At 53.5% G+C, this 17,316-nt stretch carries 18 protein-coding genes; 3 read left to right on the top strand and 15 right to left on the bottom strand.

Annotated features, from left to right (window positions below; genetic code table 11):
* Positions 1-12 precede the first annotated feature (12 nt).
* The 14 genes from mraZ to KQI75_RS09805 all read right to left on the bottom strand — a co-directional run bounded on the left by mraZ (position 13) and on the right by KQI75_RS09805 (position 12,370).
* On the bottom strand, positions 13-429 hold the full coding sequence (gene mraZ, locus KQI75_RS09870) for a division/cell wall cluster transcriptional repressor MraZ (RefSeq protein ID WP_216470634.1): 417 nt from the start codon (positions 427-429) through the stop codon (positions 13-15).
* A 281-nt stretch (positions 430-710) separates the two neighbouring features.
* A complete protein-coding gene (locus tag KQI75_RS09865; RefSeq protein WP_216470633.1) occupies positions 711-1,172 on the bottom strand; it encodes a F0F1 ATP synthase subunit B family protein in 462 nt (153 codons plus the stop codon).
* 33 nt (positions 1,173-1,205) lie between these two features.
* On the bottom strand, positions 1,206-1,703 hold the full coding sequence (gene coaD, locus KQI75_RS09860) for a pantetheine-phosphate adenylyltransferase (protein ID WP_216470632.1): 498 nt from the start codon (positions 1,701-1,703) through the stop codon (positions 1,206-1,208).
* Positions 1,704-1,736: 33 nt separating this feature from the next.
* The gene (rsmD, locus tag KQI75_RS09855; protein ID WP_216470631.1) at positions 1,737-2,291 is read right to left on the bottom strand and encodes a 16S rRNA (guanine(966)-N(2))-methyltransferase RsmD; all 555 of its coding nucleotides are present in this window, start codon (positions 2,289-2,291) and stop codon (positions 1,737-1,739) included.
* A complete protein-coding gene (gene uvrC / locus KQI75_RS09850) occupies positions 2,288-4,126 on the bottom strand; it encodes an excinuclease ABC subunit UvrC (protein WP_216470630.1) in 1,839 nt (612 codons plus the stop codon). The genes rsmD and uvrC overlap by 4 nt, the downstream gene beginning before the upstream one ends.
* Positions 4,127-4,207: 81 nt before the next feature.
* Positions 4,208-4,486 carry an HPr family phosphocarrier protein gene (locus tag KQI75_RS09845; RefSeq protein WP_087018525.1) on the bottom strand — a complete coding sequence of 93 codons (279 nt, stop codon included), beginning with the start codon at positions 4,484-4,486 and terminating at the stop codon, positions 4,208-4,210.
* 259 nt (positions 4,487-4,745) lie between these two features.
* Positions 4,746-7,145: an endonuclease MutS2 gene (locus KQI75_RS09840; RefSeq protein WP_216470629.1), complete on the bottom strand. Its 2,400-nt coding sequence runs from the start codon at positions 7,143-7,145 to the stop codon at positions 4,746-4,748.
* A gap of 42 nt (positions 7,146-7,187) precedes the next feature.
* Positions 7,188-7,658: a DUF1648 domain-containing protein gene (locus KQI75_RS09835; RefSeq protein WP_216470628.1), complete on the bottom strand. Its 471-nt coding sequence runs from the start codon at positions 7,656-7,658 to the stop codon at positions 7,188-7,190.
* 12 nt (positions 7,659-7,670) lie between these two features.
* Positions 7,671-8,435, bottom strand: a complete 765-nt coding sequence (gene recO, locus KQI75_RS09830; RefSeq protein WP_216470626.1) for a DNA repair protein RecO — start codon at positions 8,433-8,435, stop codon at positions 7,671-7,673.
* A gap of 3 nt (positions 8,436-8,438) precedes the next feature.
* Positions 8,439-9,332: a GTPase Era gene (era, locus tag KQI75_RS09825; protein ID WP_216470624.1), complete on the bottom strand. Its 894-nt coding sequence runs from the start codon at positions 9,330-9,332 to the stop codon at positions 8,439-8,441.
* A gap of 23 nt (positions 9,333-9,355) precedes the next feature.
* Positions 9,356-9,868: an rRNA maturation RNase YbeY gene (ybeY, locus tag KQI75_RS09820; RefSeq protein WP_216470622.1), complete on the bottom strand. Its 513-nt coding sequence runs from the start codon at positions 9,866-9,868 to the stop codon at positions 9,356-9,358.
* A gap of 10 nt (positions 9,869-9,878) precedes the next feature.
* A complete protein-coding gene (locus KQI75_RS09815; RefSeq protein WP_216470620.1) occupies positions 9,879-10,889 on the bottom strand; it encodes a PhoH family protein in 1,011 nt (336 codons plus the stop codon).
* A gap of 2 nt (positions 10,890-10,891) precedes the next feature.
* A complete protein-coding gene (locus KQI75_RS09810) occupies positions 10,892-12,121 on the bottom strand; it encodes a sporulation protein YqfD (protein ID WP_216470618.1) in 1,230 nt (409 codons plus the stop codon).
* A gap of 6 nt (positions 12,122-12,127) precedes the next feature.
* Positions 12,128-12,370: a YabP/YqfC family sporulation protein gene (locus tag KQI75_RS09805; protein WP_216470616.1), complete on the bottom strand. Its 243-nt coding sequence runs from the start codon at positions 12,368-12,370 to the stop codon at positions 12,128-12,130.
* A gap of 92 nt (positions 12,371-12,462) precedes the next feature.
* Between KQI75_RS09805 and KQI75_RS09800 the strand changes: the two genes are divergently transcribed.
* The 3 genes from KQI75_RS09800 to KQI75_RS09790 all read left to right on the top strand — a co-directional run bounded on the left by KQI75_RS09800 (position 12,463) and on the right by KQI75_RS09790 (position 15,461).
* On the top strand, positions 12,463-13,443 hold the full coding sequence (locus KQI75_RS09800) for a hypothetical protein (RefSeq protein ID WP_216470615.1): 981 nt from the start codon (positions 12,463-12,465) through the stop codon (positions 13,441-13,443).
* 97 nt (positions 13,444-13,540) lie between these two features.
* The gene (locus tag KQI75_RS09795) at positions 13,541-14,002 is read left to right on the top strand and encodes a hypothetical protein (protein ID WP_216470613.1); all 462 of its coding nucleotides are present in this window, start codon (positions 13,541-13,543) and stop codon (positions 14,000-14,002) included.
* Complete coding sequence (locus KQI75_RS09790) at positions 13,992-15,461, top strand: D-alanyl-D-alanine carboxypeptidase family protein (RefSeq protein WP_216470611.1); 1,470 nt, start codon at positions 13,992-13,994, stop codon at positions 15,459-15,461. The genes KQI75_RS09795 and KQI75_RS09790 overlap by 11 nt, the downstream gene beginning before the upstream one ends.
* Positions 15,462-15,511: 50 nt before the next feature.
* Here the strand turns inward: KQI75_RS09790 and KQI75_RS09785 are convergent, their stop codons facing one another.
* On the bottom strand, positions 15,512-17,245 hold the full coding sequence (locus KQI75_RS09785) for an S-layer homology domain-containing protein (RefSeq protein ID WP_216470609.1): 1,734 nt from the start codon (positions 17,243-17,245) through the stop codon (positions 15,512-15,514).
* Positions 17,246-17,316 lie beyond the last annotated feature (71 nt).

Here is a 17,316-nt window from a genome sequence, read left to right as displayed (position 1 = left end):
CAGTCCTCCGTCTCAAAATCCCAGTTCTTCCATCGCCTGCGCGATGCTTTCACAGTCCATATCATCGGTATAGGCGTTCCAACGCTGTGCATCCCAAAGTTCTGCCCGCTCTCCGACGCCGATGACAACAACATCGCGCTCCAAATTCGCATAGCTGCGAAGCGTGGTCGGAATAACGATGCGCCCCTGCCTGTCCACGGTCACATCCGCCGCCGAAGATAGGAAGAAGCGCTGCAGGCCTCGAGATTTTGACATAGGCAGCTGCCGGATTTTTTGCTCCAGCTCGTCCCATGCCTTCTGCGGATACAGAAACAAACATTCGTCAAGACCTTTTGTCACGACAAAACTGTCTCCGAGCTGCTCGCGCAGTTTAGCGGGGATAAACAAGCGACCCTTTGCGTCCAAGGTATGCTGATATTCACCCTTCACGCCGACGCCCTCCCGCTCCGCAGTTGTGGTTTTGCGTGGGCTTTTCTCCCACTCTCTCCCACTATGATTTTATTATACTTTCTGTAATCTTAAATTGCAAGGTTCTTCCGCATTTTTTTATAGGAATAGTGAGAGTTTTTTCTGTGATTTTGAACAGATTCTGAACTTTCGAACAAATGTTCGCTTTTCATTGGAAACTTCTTCACATAGAAGAAGAAAAAAGCAGAAAACGGGGCGTACCTGCCGTTTTCTGCTTCTCGTTTTCTATGCGATTTTTGCTGTTACTTCGGGCTTACCTGCTCGAACTGTGCGCGGCACTTGCGGATCTCCTCCAGCGACTGTACAGCACACGCTTCTGTCGCGTTGAGCTTCTCCGTGCAGTACTTGTTGACTGCCGCACGAACCTGCGCTGCCTGTTTCTCCGCGTTGGAAACAATCTCATTTGCCTGACGCTGTGCTTCTGCGATCATGGCGCTTTCGTTTACCGTCTTGCGGACGTAATCCTCCGCCTTGCGGCGCAGTTCCTCCGCTTCCCTTTTGCTGGATTCTACCATTTCATTGCGCTTTTCTACGAGTGCGCGCGCCATTTCCAAATCCTTCGGCATATTGGTGCGAATCTCGTCCAGAATATCCAGCGCCTTTTCCTGGTCGATCATACATTTGTCTGCGCTCAGCGGGACGCTGCGCGCTTCCTGAATCATATCATAGAGCGAATTGATGAGTTCTTCCAAAACAGCTACCATGCGAGTCCCTCCTGCTTGTCTTGATTGGCATTGTTATCCGTTGTTCTGATATGTGCGATCGAGTTTTTTCAAAATATCCTCCCGAACTTCTTCCGAAACAAACTCGCTGATGTCGCCGCCGTGGCGGGCAATATCACGCACAATGGTAGAGCTGAGAAACAGATACTTCTGATCGGTCATCAGAAACACTGTGTCAAGCTCTGTATTCAGCTTTTTATTGGCAAGCGCCATCTGAAATTCATATTCAAAGTCGGACACCGCGCGCAGTCCCTTGACGATTGCGCAGGCGTTTTTCTCGCGCACATAGTCCGCGAGCAGTCCGCTGAAGCATTCCACCTCTACATTCGGCAAATTCGCTGTCATGCGCTTGAGGAAATCTACTTTTTCCTCCATGGTGAAGGCGGAAGTTTTTTCTCCGTTAATCATCGCCGCAACAATCAGCTTATCAAATAATTTGGATGCGCGCTGAATAATGTCCAAGTGTCCGAGCGTGGCAGGGTCAAAGCTGCCAGGATATACTCCGATTCTCATACGTGTCCTTTCCGGCTGCTCTGTCAGAGTGCCTTAGCTGTTTTCTTCCTTCCGGCACATCGCCGTCAAGAAGATCGTGCCGTATTGATAAGTTTTCTGCACAGCAAAGGATTCTGGGCACTTGACGCTATCTTCCACGGAACTTTCACATATTATTATACCATCCGGCGACAAGATGTCAAACGATTCTACAGCTTTCAGCGCAGAATTTAACAGTTCTCCTCCGTATGGCGGATCCAGAAACAGCACGTCAAACTGCTGTCCCGCCAGACGCTGCAGCGCCTGCTGATAGGTCATGTGCAAAACCTCGGCGCGATCCTCCACGCGGGCGGCGGCGATATTTTTTTTGATGACGCCGATCGCCTTAGGCGCCTGATCGACAAACACGGCACGCGCCGCGCCGCGGCTCAGCGCCTCAATGCCCATCTGACCGGTTCCTGCAAACAAATCCAGCATCGCCGCGTCATACAGCCGAAACTGCAAAATATTAAACACCGATTCTTTTACTTTATCCGTTGTCGGGCGGGTGTTTTTTCCCGGCACGGCATCCAGCATTCTGCCGCGCGCGCTTCCGCTGATGACTCTCATGTCTGCTCCTCCTGTTTGCTGTGAAAATAGTCGTAGACCGCCTGCGCAGCTGTGTGCGGAACAGCAGCCTCTAATTCTTCTATCGTCGCCTCGCGCACGCACTTCAAACTCTTAAACGTCTGCAGCAGCGCCGTACGGCGTTTTTCTCCAATACCCGGAATCTGATCCAATTGCGAGCGCACCGCCTGCGACTGCCGCAGCGTGCGCTGATACGTGATGGCAAACCGGTGCACTTCCTCCTGCATTCTGCCGACCAGCGCAAAAACCGCCGGCGTCGTTGCAATGCTGAATTCCCGTCCGTCCGGCGCGACCAGACCGCGCGTCCGGTGGTGATCATCTTTGACCATGCCAAACACCGGCGTCTCGCACCCAAATCGCTCCAGCACGCCCTTGGCAATACGCACATGGCCAAGACCGCCGTCAATCATAAACACGCTGGGCAGCGGGGAAAACTTCTCATCTCCGTCCTTCCAGCGCTGCAGCCGCCGCGTCAGCATTTCTTCCATCGCCTTGTAGTCATCCTGCCCGTCTGCCACCGATTCAATACGGAATCGGCGGTATCGGCTGCGCTTGGGCTGTCCGTTTTCAAAGACAATCATGGAGCCGACGGTATTGGTTCCGGCAAGATTGGAAATATCATACGCTTCAAATGTCGTGGGCGTCTGCGGCAGTCCCATCATGCTGCCGAACAATTCCAGAGATTTTTGTCTGCGCTGTCCCGTGGTCTCCGAGCGAACGATTTCCTCCCGCGCATTTTTCCGCGCCAAATCCATCAGCTCGCGCCGTCTGCCGCGCTGTGGCACGGACAGTGTGACTTTCTTTCCCGCAATCGAGCGCAGAAATTCGCTGACCGCATCCAGCTCCTCAATCGGATGTGAAATCAGCACCAATCCCGGCACAACACCTCGCATCGCGTAATACTGCTTGAGATAATCACCCAGCAGCTCCGCGCCGTCCTGCTCCGCAGTACCATCCAGCATGGTGTATTCTTTGTCGTACAAATTTCCTGCAATATAATGCAGCACAACCAGACACCCCTTTGTCTCGCCCTGCACAAATGCCAAAATGTCCATATCCGAAAAGCCGCTCGCCACAACCATCTGATGCTGTCCGGCGCGCTGAATCGCCCGCATGCGGTCGCGCAGCTGTGCCGCCTGTTCAAAGCGCTCCTGCTCCGCCGCCTGCAGCATATCGCGCTCCAGCTGTGCCGCAAGCGCTTCGTAGTCCCCTTCCAAAACGCGAATCGCCTGCGCCACGCGCTGTGCATACTCCTGCTGTGACACCTTTCCGGCGCACGGCGCGCAGCACAAGCCCATCTGTGCATTCAAGCACGGCCGCCGCTTGCCGATATCGCGCGGCAAACTGCGGTGACAGTCGCGCAGACCCAGCGCACGATTTACGGTGTCAATCGCCTGCATGGCGGCGCCGCGTCCGGCATACGGTCCCAGATAGCGTGCCGCATCCGCCTTGGGTTTTCCCACGACTTGAAACGTCGGATACGGTTCGTCCGTTGAGATGCGAAGAAACGGATATCCCTTGTCATCCTTGAGAAGAATGTTGTACTTCGGCTGGTATTTTTTTATCATCTGATTTTCCAAAACCAGCGCTTCAAACTCGGAAGAACATACGATAATGTCAAAATTATAGATATTTTCCACCATTTTTCGCGTTTTCGGCGTATGTTTTGCCTCGTTTTGAAAGTACTGCGAGACGCGGTTTTTGAGTACCTTTGCCTTGCCGACATAGATAACCTGATCCTGCTTGTTTTTCATGATATACACGCCCGGTTCTTTCGGGAGCGTCAAAACCTTTTGATGCAGTTCTTCGCGGGTCATCGTCACATCTCCTTCCGAAAAGATAACGAAAAAAAGACACCGCAAACCAGCGGTGTCCTCTGTTCATTCGTGGGGTTGAAATCAGTCGCTGAAGTTCGAATCGCTGAAATTGGACTGAATCAGATCGGTCAGTGCGTTGACAGCCTCAACCTCGTCAACACCGTCTGCGATCAGCGTGATCGTTGTGCCCTTGGTGATACCCAGGGACAGAATGCCCAGCAGAGACTTTGCATTGACTCTGCGCTCTTCCTTTTCAACCAGAATTGTGCTCTTAAAACCATTTGCACACTGAATGAAGAATGTAGCCGGACGTGCGTACAGTCCAACCTGGTTCGTTACCTGAACTTCCTGTGAAAACATTTCAACATCGCTCCTATAAACAAAATTAAACTAAACCTATACAACACAATACATGAATATGCAGATTCATTTTCCTGAATCATATATTATTGTTTATAGCATACCTGTTTTTTCCGATTTCGTCAATATGTTTTTGTAACAAAAGAGAGTCTTTTCGCTCAAAAATTTGTAAAGGATTTTCAAATGCCGCAAATTGCAACAGGATAGATTCCAACATATTGGCGTTTTTGATGCCATAATTTTTGTATCTTGTCAGGTTTTACTTCAGTTCCAGAATCGTTACGCCCATGTCGCCTTCGCCGTATCGGCCGTTGCGAATGGACTTCACATGCTTGTCGTGCCGCAGGTGATCCTGAATGGCTGCACGCAGTGCACCAGTGCCCTTGCCGTGAATAATTGTCACAACATCCAGCCGCGCCATCAGGCAGTCGGAGATATATCTGTCGACCTCCATGAGCGCCTCCTCGACCATCATGCCGCGGACATCCAGCTCGCTTTTTGCCGCAGAACGGCGAACCTCCGGCGATGCGCCTGCTGTCCGGTACGCCTTGCGCGTCTTGGGCTGCTGCTTCTTTTTCGGCTGTTCGATGCGCAGCTCGTTGATGGGCACATTGACCTTCAAAATACCCGCCTGTACATACACCATGCCGTCCTTGTCTTCCGGCTTGAGAACCGTGCCCTGCACGCCGACATTGAGCAGATAAACGGTATCTCCCGCCTTGAGCGGGCGGATGCTGTCCGCTTCCACGGTCTTTTTCTCGCGATGTCCCGCCTTTTTCTCCGCCTGTCCCAGCGTGCTGCGCAGCGCGGCACGTGCAGCCGCCAGATTCTGATCCGCCGCATTGGTGTTCGCCTGCTTTTTCATCTCATCCAGCTGCGCAAGAACCGTATCCGATGCGATGCGGGCATCGCGCAAAATACGCGCCGCCTGTTCGCGTGCCTTTTCCAAAATGGCGTCGGTCTCGTCCTCGGCGCGTCCCTTCATCGTGACCGCCTTGTCCTTTTCCGACTGCGCCGTGCGGCGCAGTCTGTCCGCGTCCTCGCGCTGCTTTTGCAGCTGATGCCGTTCCTTTTCCAGTCTGCCCAAAACATCCTCAAAGCGGACATTTTCCTCGGAAATCTGCTTCTTTGCCTGCTCAATAATGGCTGGCTGCAAGCCCAATCGCTTGGAAATCGCAAACGCGTTGGACTTGCCCGGCACGCCGGTCAGCAGACGATACGTCGGCTGAAGGGTTCGTACATCAAACTCACACGAGGCATTTTCCACGCCTTCTGTCGTCAGCGCAAACACCTTGAGTTCGGAATAATGCGTTGTCGCCGCAACCAGCGAGCCCATTTTTCTTCCGTACTCGATAATTGCCACAGCCAGCGCTGCGCCTTCCTCCGGATCCGTGCCGGCGCCCAGCTCATCGAACAAGATTAAGTCGTCCGGCCCGCACTTTTCCATAATAGACACGGTGTTTTTCATGTGTGCAGAGAACGTAGACAGCGACTGTTCGATGCTCTGTTCATCGCCGATATCCGCATAAATATTCTGGAACAGGCATACTTCGCTCTCCTCATTTGCCGGAATGTGCAGACCGGAAGCCGCCATCAGGCTGAGCAGACCCAGTGTTTTCAGGCTGACCGTCTTGCCGCCCGTGTTCGGTCCGGTGATAACCAGCGTATCATAGTCACAGCCCAGCGCAATGTCAATGGCAACCGCCTTTTTCTGGTCGAGCAGCGGATGCCGCGCCTGAATCAGCTGTACCTGTGTTTTTTCGCTCAGCTTCGGGGAACAAGCATTGAGCTGGAACGAGTAATTCGCCTTGGCAAAGATAAAGTCCAGCTTGCACAGCACATCATAGTCCGCCGCAATCGCTTCGGAAAATCCCTCGACATCCGCGGTCAATTCGGCAAGAATGCGTTCAATCTCCGCCTTTTCCTTGCCCTGCAAAATTTTAATCTGGTTGTTTGCATTGACAACCTGCGTCGGCTCGATAAACAGCGTCGCACCGGAGGACGAAATATCATGTACCATGCCCGGCACATCGCCCTTGTGCTCGCTCTTGACCGGAATAACATATCTGCCGTCGCGCTGTGTGATAATGGTCTCCTGCAGGTACTTGGAATACGTTGCAGAAGATACATAATGGTTCAATGTCTCGCGCACGTGCACATTCTGCTGTCGAATCTGGCGGCGAATGTTTGCCAGCTCGGACGATGCCGCGTCGGCAATCTCCTCTTCGCTGATAATGGCGCGGTTGATTTTTTCCTCCAGATAGCGATTGCTGTTGATGCGCGCGAACATCGTATCCAACGACGTATGCACGCCGTTGTCCTGCTGCTCGTTGCCGTACTTGCGCACCTGATTGGCGGCGTGCAGCAGCGATGCAATGTCCAGCAATTCGCGCGTGGACAGAATGCCGCCCATCTTGGAGCGGCTGAGCGCCGCAGACACCTCACGAATGCCGCCGAACGCCGGTGTGCCGCCGGTCATGAGCAGACGCTTCGCGTCATCGGTCTGCGTCAGCAGCTCCTGTACATCCTCGATGTCGTGCAGCGGGCGCAGATTTCTTGCCGCCTGCTTTGCCTTTCGGCTGACGCATTTTTCTGCCAGCTGATCGAGAATCGTATAATATTCCAGTATTTTCAGACTTTTTTCAGAAAGTTTACTCATTTTTCTTGTCAAAACTCCTAAAAATATTCTATTTCTATGTAATTATTGTTGATTGATGTGATACGCCCGCACCGTCGCGCCGACCGTTGTTGCACCGAGCACAGCCAGAAAAATGACTACACTTGCTATCGCATATCGTGCGTCCTGCCGATAGCTCATAATTGTCATGTACAGCGTATACGCACCGATTTCCATTTGCAATACATGCAGCATGGTTATGATGGTTTGATAGACTTGCTCTTCGTTTTTCTTATTCATCTCAAACGGTACATTGAGCATATCCACCGGCACGAAATGTGCTACTAGGCTGACGATGCCGGACGCAATCGTGATGATAATCGGGAGAATGAGCAGCGAACCGGGAGAGCCATAGCCATCCGGTGTGCCGTCCAGTGCATAATGCGTTGCGATGGTCTTTGGCAAATGCCGCATGCCGTATATCGCAATGCCATAGCTTGCCAGCAGCAACAGCCACGCAAGCATTTCTAATACCGTATGCCGCTTGGTTCTCATAGCAGCCCCTCCTCACGTCATGTCAAACAGGGAATGATAAAAGCCTAAGGTCTCTTGGCACTGTACATCCATGTGATACAGCAGATATTTTTCGCAGATTTTGCCGAGCTGTTTGGCGGTCTGCTCACTGACAGCGAACGAAAACTCTTTTTTATCCGGACAATACGCGATATACCGCAGCGCGTGCAGCACACTCTGCGACACGGAAAAATACGTTCCGCCGACACGCTTGCGGCAGCTGTCGCAAATCAGAGCGCCATTCTCGAGCAAAAACGACCAATTGCCGCATTCCGTCTCGCCGCATGCGCCGCAGCCGTTCAGTTCCGGCTGAAAGCCGAGCAGGCAAGCCAGCCGCAGTTCAAACGCCGCTTTGACCGCCTGCGGCTGTCTGTGCTGCCGATCCAGCGCATACAGCGCGCGCAGCACAAGCCGCAAAATCTGTTTTGCCGTCTGCTCCTCCACCGCCGCAATGTTCGCCAAATCAGCAAAATAGCAGCACAGCGCATAGTATTCAATGTTGCCCGTGATACCGCTCCAAAACGCCGTATCTATCACGGCATCGTTGAGCTGATATTGTCTGCCGGCAAACAGCGTAAACTCGCTGTACTGAAACAGCGACGTCGCCGTGACCAGCCGTCCGCGTTTGCGCCGGATGCCGCGGCACAGCACTTCAATTTTGCCCAATTCCTCGGTCAAAAGCGTAATATACCGGTCGTGGTCTCCAAAATCCGTCTGCCGGATTACCAGCCCTTTGACCGCAACATGCTGCTGTGCCATGGATTACTCGTTTTCGTAACCGAAGTTGCGCATCTGATACTGGTTGTTGCGCCAACCCTCCTTGACCTTAACCCACAGCTGCAGATACACGCGGGTGTCAAGCAGTTCCTCGATGTCCTTGCGCGCCTCTGCGCCGATTTTGCGCAGCATCGCGCCCTGCTTGCCGATGATAATGCCCTTATGGCTGTTTTTCTCACAGTAAATCGTCGCAGCAATGTTCATCAGACCGTCATCGCGCTCACGCATCTGCTCCACGGCGACGGCGGTGCCGTGCGGCACTTCGCGCTCCAAGTTGCGCAGCATTTTTTCGCGGATAATCTCCGCGACGAGCTGCCGTTCCGGCTGATCGCACAGCATATCGTCCGGAAACAGCTGCGGACCTTCGATGGCAAATTTTTCAAATTCTTCAAACAGGATGTCGCAGTTTTCGCCGGTCTTTGCGGACAGCGGAACCACGGCGTCCCATGTATGTGCCTCAGAATATGCGGCGATGACAGCCAGCAAATCCTCATTTTTTACGGTGTCAATCTTATTGATGACGAGCACGGACGGCATCCGATACTGCTTCATGCGCTCCATCAGTTCCTGTTCTGCTGGACCGATGTGCGGCACCGGATCGACAACCATCGCAGCAATATCCACATCTGTTACGGTATCATTGACGACTTTTACCATGTAATCGCCCAGACGGGAACGCGGCTTGTGCAGACCCGGCGTGTCCTGAAAGACAAACTGACAGTCTCCCTTGGTCACAACACCGGTGATGCGCGTGCGCGTCGTCTGCGGCTTATTGGACACAATGGCAATCTTTGTGCCGACCAGCCGATTGAGCAGTGTCGATTTGCCGACATTCGGCTTGCCTACAATGGAAATGATGGCACTCTTTTTTACACTCATGCTTATTCTCCTTGTTTCTCCACTTACTTTTCAAACTGATCGGTATCGCGGCGCAGACCCAGCGATTCCAACACAGCTTCTTCCTGCTTGCGCTGGAGCTGACGTTCTTCCTCGCTGCGCTCATGGTCGTAGCCGAGCAGATGCATCATGGAGTGCACAGTCAAAAATCCGCACTCGCGCTCGACAGAATGTCCGTATTCCTTCGCCTGCTCAACCGCGCGGTCATAATTGAGAATCATATCGCCCAAAAACAGCGAATTGTCTCCCGGATCGCGCTCCATGTCTACATCCTCCGGCCACTCGCCGTTGTAAAATTCCAGCATCGGGAACGACAGCACATCGGTCACGGCGTCCTTGCCGCGGTTCTCCCGATTGAGCGTGCGAATCGTCTCATTGTCCACAATCGTGACATCTACAAAGCTGTGTTCCGGCGCGTTTTCCATCTCCAGCGCCTTTTGCGCACAGCGGGTAATCAGCTCGGAAACCTGTTCCAATTGGTCAATCTCCGCCTCCGGCGTAATGCGAATGCGATGCATGTTTTCCGCCTCACTTTCTATTCTGTGTCCGACGCTTTGCCGCACTTTCCTTGGCGCGCAGCTGCTTTTGCTGTTCATACTTCTCATACGCGCGGACAATGCGCTGTACCAGCTCATGACGCACGACGTCCTTATCTGTCAGCTGGCACTGAGCGATGTCCTCGACATTTTTGAGCACGCGGACAGCCTCCTTCAGACCGCTCACGCGGTCTCCCGGCAGGTCAATCTGCGTAATATCGCCCGTGACAACCGCCTTGGAGCCAAAGCCGATACGCGTCAGGAACATTTTCATCTGCTCCGGTGTCGTGTTCTGCGCTTCGTCCAAAATAATAAACGAATCATCCAGCGTGCGGCCGCGCATGTATGCGAGCGGCGCGACTTCAATGCTGCCGCGTTCGAGCAGCTTATTGAACGTCTCCGCGCCCATCATGTCAAACAGACCGTCATACAGCGGGCGCAGGTACGGATCTACCTTGCTCTGCAAGTCACCCGGCAAAAAACCGAGCTTTTCGCCCGCCTCAACTGCCGGACGGGTCAAAATAATGCGGCTGATCTGCTTGTCGCGGAACGCCGCCACGGCAGCAGCAACCGCCAGATACGTTTTGCCGGTACCCGCCGGACCAATGCCAATCGTGACGGTATGCGTGCGCATCGCGTCCATATATCGCTTTTGTCCGAGTGTCTTGGCTTTAATCGGCTTGCCCTTTGCCGTGATGCACACGACATCCTTGCCGATTTCAGAAATCTGGTTTTGTCTGCCGTCCTTGACCAGACCCAGCACATACTGCACGGTCTGCGTGCCGATGCTCTCGCCGCGCTCTGCGAGCTGCATCAGGGACTGGATGGTTTTCATCGCCAGTTCTACGTGATCCGGATCAGATCCGGTAACCTTGAGTTCGGTTTCTCTGCTGAGCACCGTGACATCCAGTGCTTTTTCCAGCACCTTCATATTTTCGTCAAACGCGCCAAAAATTCCCATGATTAAATCAATGGAATCAATATGCATGGTCGTTTCTGCCATATTTATTCTTCGCTCTCCTTGTTTTCCTCGGATTCCGGAAGCTCCGTTGTGCCGCTTTCCACACGTTCGGCAATCTGTTCATAACACCACACGACAGACCGCAGGACAGCGGCATGCGCTTCCGTATTCATATCTGCCTGCATGGATGTCAGGCAGCCTTCCTGCAGCTGCGCTTGTATCGACCGTTTTGTTCCGTATTCCAGCCGGCTTTGCATCGTTTCCGACCGGAGCAGCACAGGTTCTGTCTGATACGGAATGACCGTCTCGCAGCACAGGGAAACCGGCAGCACCAGATGTTCATTGATGCGCACCGTTTTCATCGTTATTATTCTATCACAAATCCCCTCTGTTAGACTACTGCTCCTATATAAATTTATCCGTGTTTTTCCGAAACACAGTGCATACCGATGCCGTTTCCTGCCTGTTTCGGTTTTTCGCACCGCTTCGAGCGGCAGTTTTCGCGTCACATAGTAGCGTACATCCGCCCATACCTGCGCATTGGCGTCTGTGAGACGGTCTGCGTCCAATTCTCCCTGCTTCCGCACCAGTGCATCTACAAGCACCTGCCCGCGCACGACGGCATCTCCCTGTTTGCACAGCTGTGTGCCGCGCCCGACAGAAATTTTTCGAATGACGCCGTCTTTGCGCGCAATGACATCGTGTATCCCCTGTTTGGTCTGGTTTTCTGGCGGAGATTTTGCGGCGGCAGCCTGCACCGTCAGCACATTTCCCTCAATATTGACGGAAAAATATTTGAGTTCATCCAATTGCATCATCATGTGCCGCTTGACGTCTTTCGCATCTATGGTACGGCTCTTTGTGCCCACGCCGATATGCAACGTCTCCAGCTCCTGCAAAATGGCCTGCCCGTTCACCCCTTGCTCCAGCCTGAGATCTATCATCCAAATGCGCGAGGACAGTTCCCAGCACAGCAGGCCCATGAGGACAAAGCCCAGCCACAGTCCATGCCGATGCCGGAGACGGTTCCAGACAAACGGAAATCCGCGCCGCCGGACAATGTGCACGCGGCAGCGCGACCGTTTGCGCACGCATGCCAGCCGATAAAAATCGCGCAAAGTCAGCTCCGCCCGCAGTTCATCCATCTGTGTCCGACGAATGCGATACAGCATAATGCGCTGCTGGGCGCAGAGATTGAGAAAGCGTTCCAGCTCTGCGCCGCGCACGCGGATGGTCAGCATCCCGCCTGCCAGTCGAATCCAGTCGGCAACCATGTGCGCTCACGCTCCCTCTGTCAAAAATCCCACTTGTGCAATCAGACCGGTGATGGATAGCTCTTGCTCATCCAACGTGCCCAATTCCAATTCGCTGCCGGTAATCTGCACAAGCAGCCTGCCGCATCGAATGCGCATCTCCTCTCTGCTGTACAGCGCGATGACGCACCGGCCGGTTATCACAATGCTGCGGTTTCCGTCCAGCTCGATGCACGGCGCACCGCCCAGCTCCGGAAAGCTTGCTCTCAAACCGTCCCCTCCTTCTCTGAAAATTTGTATGCGCGGGCGGTATGATTGTTGCCATGTCCCGATAAAATGAACCGAGAAAGGGGCTGATTTTTGTGCGCCATCGACTGTATCGCGCCGGTTGTCTGATTTTTTTGCTGCTGCTGTGTCAGCACGCATCCGCCTGCGCCGCTGCGGTCTCTGCGGCGCTGCAATTGTGTCTGACCTCCGTTATTCCGGCGCTGTTTCCATTTTTCGCCGCCAGCACGCTCGCCGTCTCATGCGGCATGGCGCAGACGATTGGTGCGCTGTGTGCAGTCCCGTTTCGCACGCTGTTTCACCTGCCCGCCTGCGGCGCGGCGGTTCTGTTTGTGAGTTTTCTGGGCGGCTATCCCGCCGGTGCACGCATGGCAGCGCAGCTATACCGCAACGGACAGTGCACGCGCGAACAGGCTGCCGATTTGGCGGCCGTTTGCAACAACACCGGTCCCGCCTTCCTCATCGGCATGTGCGGCAACGGCGTATTTCACTCGCTGTACGCCGGTATCTTTTTATATTGCGTGCATATCATTTCCGCTGTGCTGACGGCACTTGTTCTGCGTCCCAAAGACATGCCCGCACCGGCAAAGCCGGATGATTTCCCGCAGACGCTGCGCGCCGCGCCGCTGTTTGTGCAGGCGGTGCTGTCCGCCGGATGCGCGAGCCTGCATGTATCCGCCTTTGTGCTGGTTTTTTCCGTCATACTATCGCTTGCCAGACAGACCGGCTTGTTTTCTCTAGTCTTATCCGTCAGCGCACCGCTGTGCAGTGCGTTCGGACTGTCCGACGGCACCGGCGTGCTCATCGGTCTGTTGGAACTGACACAAGGGCTTGCCCATCTGACGCCGCACGCCGGCACGCTGGCGGCGCGGCTCACCACAGTCTCTTTTTTGTGTGCATTCGGCGGAGTATCCGTGCTGTTTCAGACTGCCGCCGTGACAGACGGCTTGGCGTTTCGCGCCTGTCTGCGCGGGAAGCTCGTACACGCGCTGCTCGCTGCGCTTGTCTGCGCAGCCGCCCTCCACGTTGTGCCGACAAGCTGGCTGGAAAGTTTGTAAATTTCGGCAATATTTTTGTTTCTCTGCGTCTGGAAACTGTGTATAAAATACGCTATAATATTGTGATAGTGTCTTATGACAGAAAAGGAGACTTTCTATGTTTAATCCGTTCCGAAGGAACTGCTTATATAACGAATCCATCGAGCCGCATTGTGCATACTGTGCGCACTGCAAGCCGGACAATGAATATCAAGGTGTCTGCGAATATCGCGGCATCGTGGCAATGGCAGGCAGCTGCCGCCGTTTCACCTATGACGCGCTGCGCCGCCGTCCGCCGAAGCCCGCCCGCATCCGCGGCCGCTTCAGCGATGCAGATTTCTTCTTTGAAGAAAAAGAGCCGGAAACACCACAGGCTTCCGCTGCGGACAAGCCGAAACAGCCGGAGGAAAAAATCTCGCTGCCGGTTCCGGAAGATCTGAGCCAGTTCGCCGATTTATGGGAAGACGATGACGAAACGCCAAAGGCATCCGCCCAGTCGGAAGCGGCTTCCGAATCGGAAACCGAACAGACAAAATCCGAGCCGGAACAAACCAAGGAGGAATCCCCAGATGAAGGTTAAAAAACAACTCGCTGCCTTCCTGTTGTCGCTCTCTCTGCTCACCGGCATGGCAGCGCCGGTGTTCGCCGTTGATTCCGCTTCCTCGGACACTGATACCACAACGTCCTCCGAGCAATCAGCCCAGACCGCGCAGACAAAAACCGAGCAGTCTGACGATGCCGGCTCGGAGAAAACGCAGACAAGCACAACGGACACGGCAACAACCGAGGAGCAGGACCCGAAAAATCCATCCATCACGATTGATGCAAAGGCTTCGATTCTCGTCAACGCAGAGACCGGCGAAATCATCGAGGCGCACAACGAGAAGGAAAAGGAATATCCGGCTTCTACAACCAAGATGATGACCGCCCTGCTCGCACTGGAAAATTGCAAGCTGAGCGATGTTGTCACGATTCAGCAGGATGACATCGCTGCGGCCGGTGCCGGTGCCAGCAACGCCGGACTCAAAGCAGGCGAACAGGTCACCGTGGAAAATCTGCTGTACTGCCTGATGCTGCCTTCCGCTTTTGAGGCAGCCAATGCACTCGCCCGCACCGCCGGCGGGTCTGTAGACAACTTCGTCAAGATGATGAACGACCGCGCCAGCGAATTGGGCTGTGTGAACACGCATTTCGTCAATCCGACCGGTATGCATGACACCAATCACTATTCCTGCGCGTATGATATGTATCTGATTGCCCGCGAGGCAATGAAAAATTCCACCTTCCAAACGGTTGTCAATACGGCGCAAAAAAAGCTGCCTGCGACGAACAAAAACTCCGAGCGCATCATTTATACGACCAACGAGCTGATTCGCAGCAGCTATTCCTCGGTTTACTATGACAATTGCTATGGCATCAAGACCGGTCACACGACACCGGCGGGCTACTGTCTGGTATCCTACGCCAAGCAGGGCGGCTATTCGTACTATTCCGTTGTGCTCGGTGCAAAGGCGGGTACGGAGTATGCGGGCAGCTTCACCGAGACCAAGCGGCTGTTTGAGTGGGCATTTGACAATTTCCGCATGCGAACTGCCACAGAAGGCGGCGCCGCAGTGACGGAATGCCCGGTTCGGCTGGGCAAGGGTGTCGATCATGTCACGCTCGTCACAGCCAAGGATATCTCTGTTCTGCTGCCAAAGGGCGCAGATGTTTCGGATTTAGAAACCCAATTGGACGTATCCGAGAGCTACGATGCACCGATTGCACAGGGACAGAAGCTCGGCACCGTTACCTATTCGTATAACGGAACGGCATGCGCAACCGCCGATCTGATTGCACTCAGTGAAGTCCAGCGCTCCCCGATTTTATTCGCACTGGATCAGGTATCGAAATTCTTCCACTGGCTGCCGATTCGCGTTCTCGTTTCGATTGTTGTCCTTTTGTTCGTGCTGTATCTGGTATTCTCCTTTATTGCCGGACGAAATCGCCGCATCAAAAAACAGCAGCGCCGCAAAGCGCAGCGCAAAAGACGCAAGTAATTTTATAAAAAGAACCTCTGTTTCGTGAAAAACAGAGGTTCTTTTGTCGTTTACGCTTCCGATTCCAGCCATTCGACATAGCGCATCATCATAACAGCTGCCTGTGCGCGCGTTGCATTGTCTGCCGGCCGAACCACTTTGTCCTCTCCGGAACGCTCGCCGGACAAAATGCCATTCTGATACGCCCAGAGCACGGCATCGTTCGCCCACGCGGCAACGGTGCCGCCGTCCGCAAATGCTTCGCGCACGGAACCGCTGACTTCCGGCTTTCCCGCACAGGAATACAGCATCACAGCAAATTCCTGCCGCGTAATCGCCCGATTCGGCCGGAACGTGCCGTCTGTATAGCCGCTGACGATGGATTGTTCCGCCGCCCAAGTAACTGCCCGATAATACCATGCGTTTTTCTTGACATCGGTAAACCGATCGCTTTCTTCGACTTCAGGATTTTCCGCTTGATTATACAAAATCTGTGCGACTTGTGCACGGGTCAGCGTGCCGTCGGGCTGAAACTGCGTCTCAGACACGCCGCTCATCAGCGCATGGTCATACACATACTGCACAAAATCACGATACCAGCTCGTTGCCGGAACGTCCGTGAAAATATCCTCTACGCGGCGCGTATCCGAAATAATTTGGTCAATATATGTTTTGCCGCCAAACGTACAGGAAGCCGTTCGCGTGCCATTTTCATTCACTGTGACGGTGCAGGCTTCCTGCTGTATATCATCGCCAAGCGTGCAAAAAAAACGTGCAATGCAAGAGAGTAGATCCGAGCTCCATTCAAATTCCGGCCGTTCATAGGTGTGCGTATGGGTTTTCTGCGTTTCCGCATAATCCTCGTCCCCCATCGGATAATTGCGGTAAAACGCATTGGTTTTATACTCCGAATCACGCACATGACCGGTAAAGTTTTCATTGCATTTCAAAAAATAAATCGGCTTTTCATTTCCCGCATCCCATGTTGCGTCCAGATTGTAATATTTCCCGCCCAGCTTGACAATGTTCCAGCTGTGATTTTCTCCATTTCCTGTGCCGGAAATGAAACGGCAGTCAATATTTTCCTCCAACAGCAACCGGTACAGCAAAACCGAATAGCCCTGACAAACGCAGGTGCCGTTTATGGCTGCCGCATACGCCGTATACTTGAGCTTGTACGAGTCATCCGCATCGTGTTCGCTGTCGTATGTCACATGGCTGCACACGTAGGAATAGATGGCTGAAATTTTCTCATAATCGCTCTTTCCGTCGAGTTTCAGCGACTGCAAGATTTTCTTCACCTTTGCATCCAGCACAGCTTCCTGCTTTTCCGTCGTGTACCACGTCATCGTGTATTTGATCGTCATATAATACGTGTTGCCTTCCACGTTTCCCGACTGTGTGGCCTCCCATCCGGCATACTGCCATTTGAGATAATCGCCCTCTGTCGGCTTTCCCGTGTGTGCAACCGCCTTTTTGAAAAAGTTCTCGGCATCCTGTTTGTCATAGGTATTCGACTGATAATGCAGCGTAATGGTGCTCTTTCGCTGCACCAAATCCTCACGCAGCTGGTCACACAGTTCGGTTTCCGAGGTCACATACTGGGTCGAACCCTCCGATGCATCTTCCTCCCGCGTTGTTTTCAGCTGCGCCGCTGTCATCTCATTGCGATACAGCGGATTGATATACGTGCTGGTAGAATAAATCCGTTCTGTGCGCTGCTCCGGCAAACGAACTGCCAGCGCGCTGCCGGACGGAACCAGCATGGAAACCGCCAGCAAAGCGGCTATCAATCGTTTTTTCATCGTATCTGCTCCTTTCCAACTGGGGTCTTAGGGGGCATTTACTCTGGAGATAAAACCTACTCTTCTGTTGT

The organism is Butyricicoccus intestinisimiae (genome assembly GCF_018918345.1).
GTDB classification, from domain to species: Bacteria; Bacillota; Clostridia; order Oscillospirales; family Butyricicoccaceae; genus Butyricicoccus_A; species Butyricicoccus_A intestinisimiae.
Note: the sequence above shows the minus strand (reverse complement) of the source record. Positions and strands in the feature narration are given on the sequence as shown.

What these genes read in the sequence shown, in the direction of transcription:
- KQI75_RS09865 (WP_216470633.1), bottom strand. Translation starts at nt 1,172, where the DNA reads ATGGTAGCTGTTTTGGAAGAACTCATCAATTCGCTCTATGATATGATT.
- coaD (WP_216470632.1), bottom strand. Translation starts at nt 1,703, where the DNA reads ATGAGAATCGGAGTATATCCTGGCAGCTTTGACCCTGCCACGCTCGGA.
- rsmD (WP_216470631.1), bottom strand. Translation starts at nt 2,291, where the DNA reads ATGAGAGTCATCAGCGGAAGCGCGCGCGGCAGAATGCTGGATGCCGTG.
- uvrC (WP_216470630.1), bottom strand. Translation starts at nt 4,126, where the DNA reads ATGACCCGCGAAGAACTGCATCAAAAGGTTTTGACGCTCCCGAAAGAA.
- KQI75_RS09845 (WP_087018525.1), bottom strand. Translation starts at nt 4,486, where the DNA reads ATGTTTTCACAGGAAGTTCAGGTAACGAACCAGGTTGGACTGTACGCA.
- KQI75_RS09840 (WP_216470629.1), bottom strand. Translation starts at nt 7,145, where the DNA reads ATGAGTAAACTTTCTGAAAAAAGTCTGAAAATACTGGAATATTATACG.
- KQI75_RS09835 (WP_216470628.1), bottom strand. Translation starts at nt 7,658, where the DNA reads ATGAGAACCAAGCGGCATACGGTATTAGAAATGCTTGCGTGGCTGTTG.
- recO (WP_216470626.1), bottom strand. Translation starts at nt 8,435, where the DNA reads ATGGCACAGCAGCATGTTGCGGTCAAAGGGCTGGTAATCCGGCAGACG.
- era (WP_216470624.1), bottom strand. Translation starts at nt 9,332, where the DNA reads ATGAGTGTAAAAAAGAGTGCCATCATTTCCATTGTAGGCAAGCCGAAT.
- ybeY (WP_216470622.1), bottom strand. Translation starts at nt 9,868, where the DNA reads ATGCATCGCATTCGCATTACGCCGGAGGCGGAGATTGACCAATTGGAA.
- KQI75_RS09815 (WP_216470620.1), bottom strand. Translation starts at nt 10,889, where the DNA reads ATGGCAGAAACGACCATGCATATTGATTCCATTGATTTAATCATGGGA.
- KQI75_RS09810 (WP_216470618.1), bottom strand. Translation starts at nt 12,121, where the DNA reads ATGGTTGCCGACTGGATTCGACTGGCAGGCGGGATGCTGACCATCCGC.
- KQI75_RS09795 (WP_216470613.1), top strand. Translation starts at nt 13,541, where the DNA reads ATGTTTAATCCGTTCCGAAGGAACTGCTTATATAACGAATCCATCGAG.
- KQI75_RS09790 (WP_216470611.1), top strand. Translation starts at nt 13,992, where the DNA reads ATGAAGGTTAAAAAACAACTCGCTGCCTTCCTGTTGTCGCTCTCTCTG.
- KQI75_RS09785 (WP_216470609.1), bottom strand. Translation starts at nt 17,245, where the DNA reads ATGAAAAAACGATTGATAGCCGCTTTGCTGGCGGTTTCCATGCTGGTT.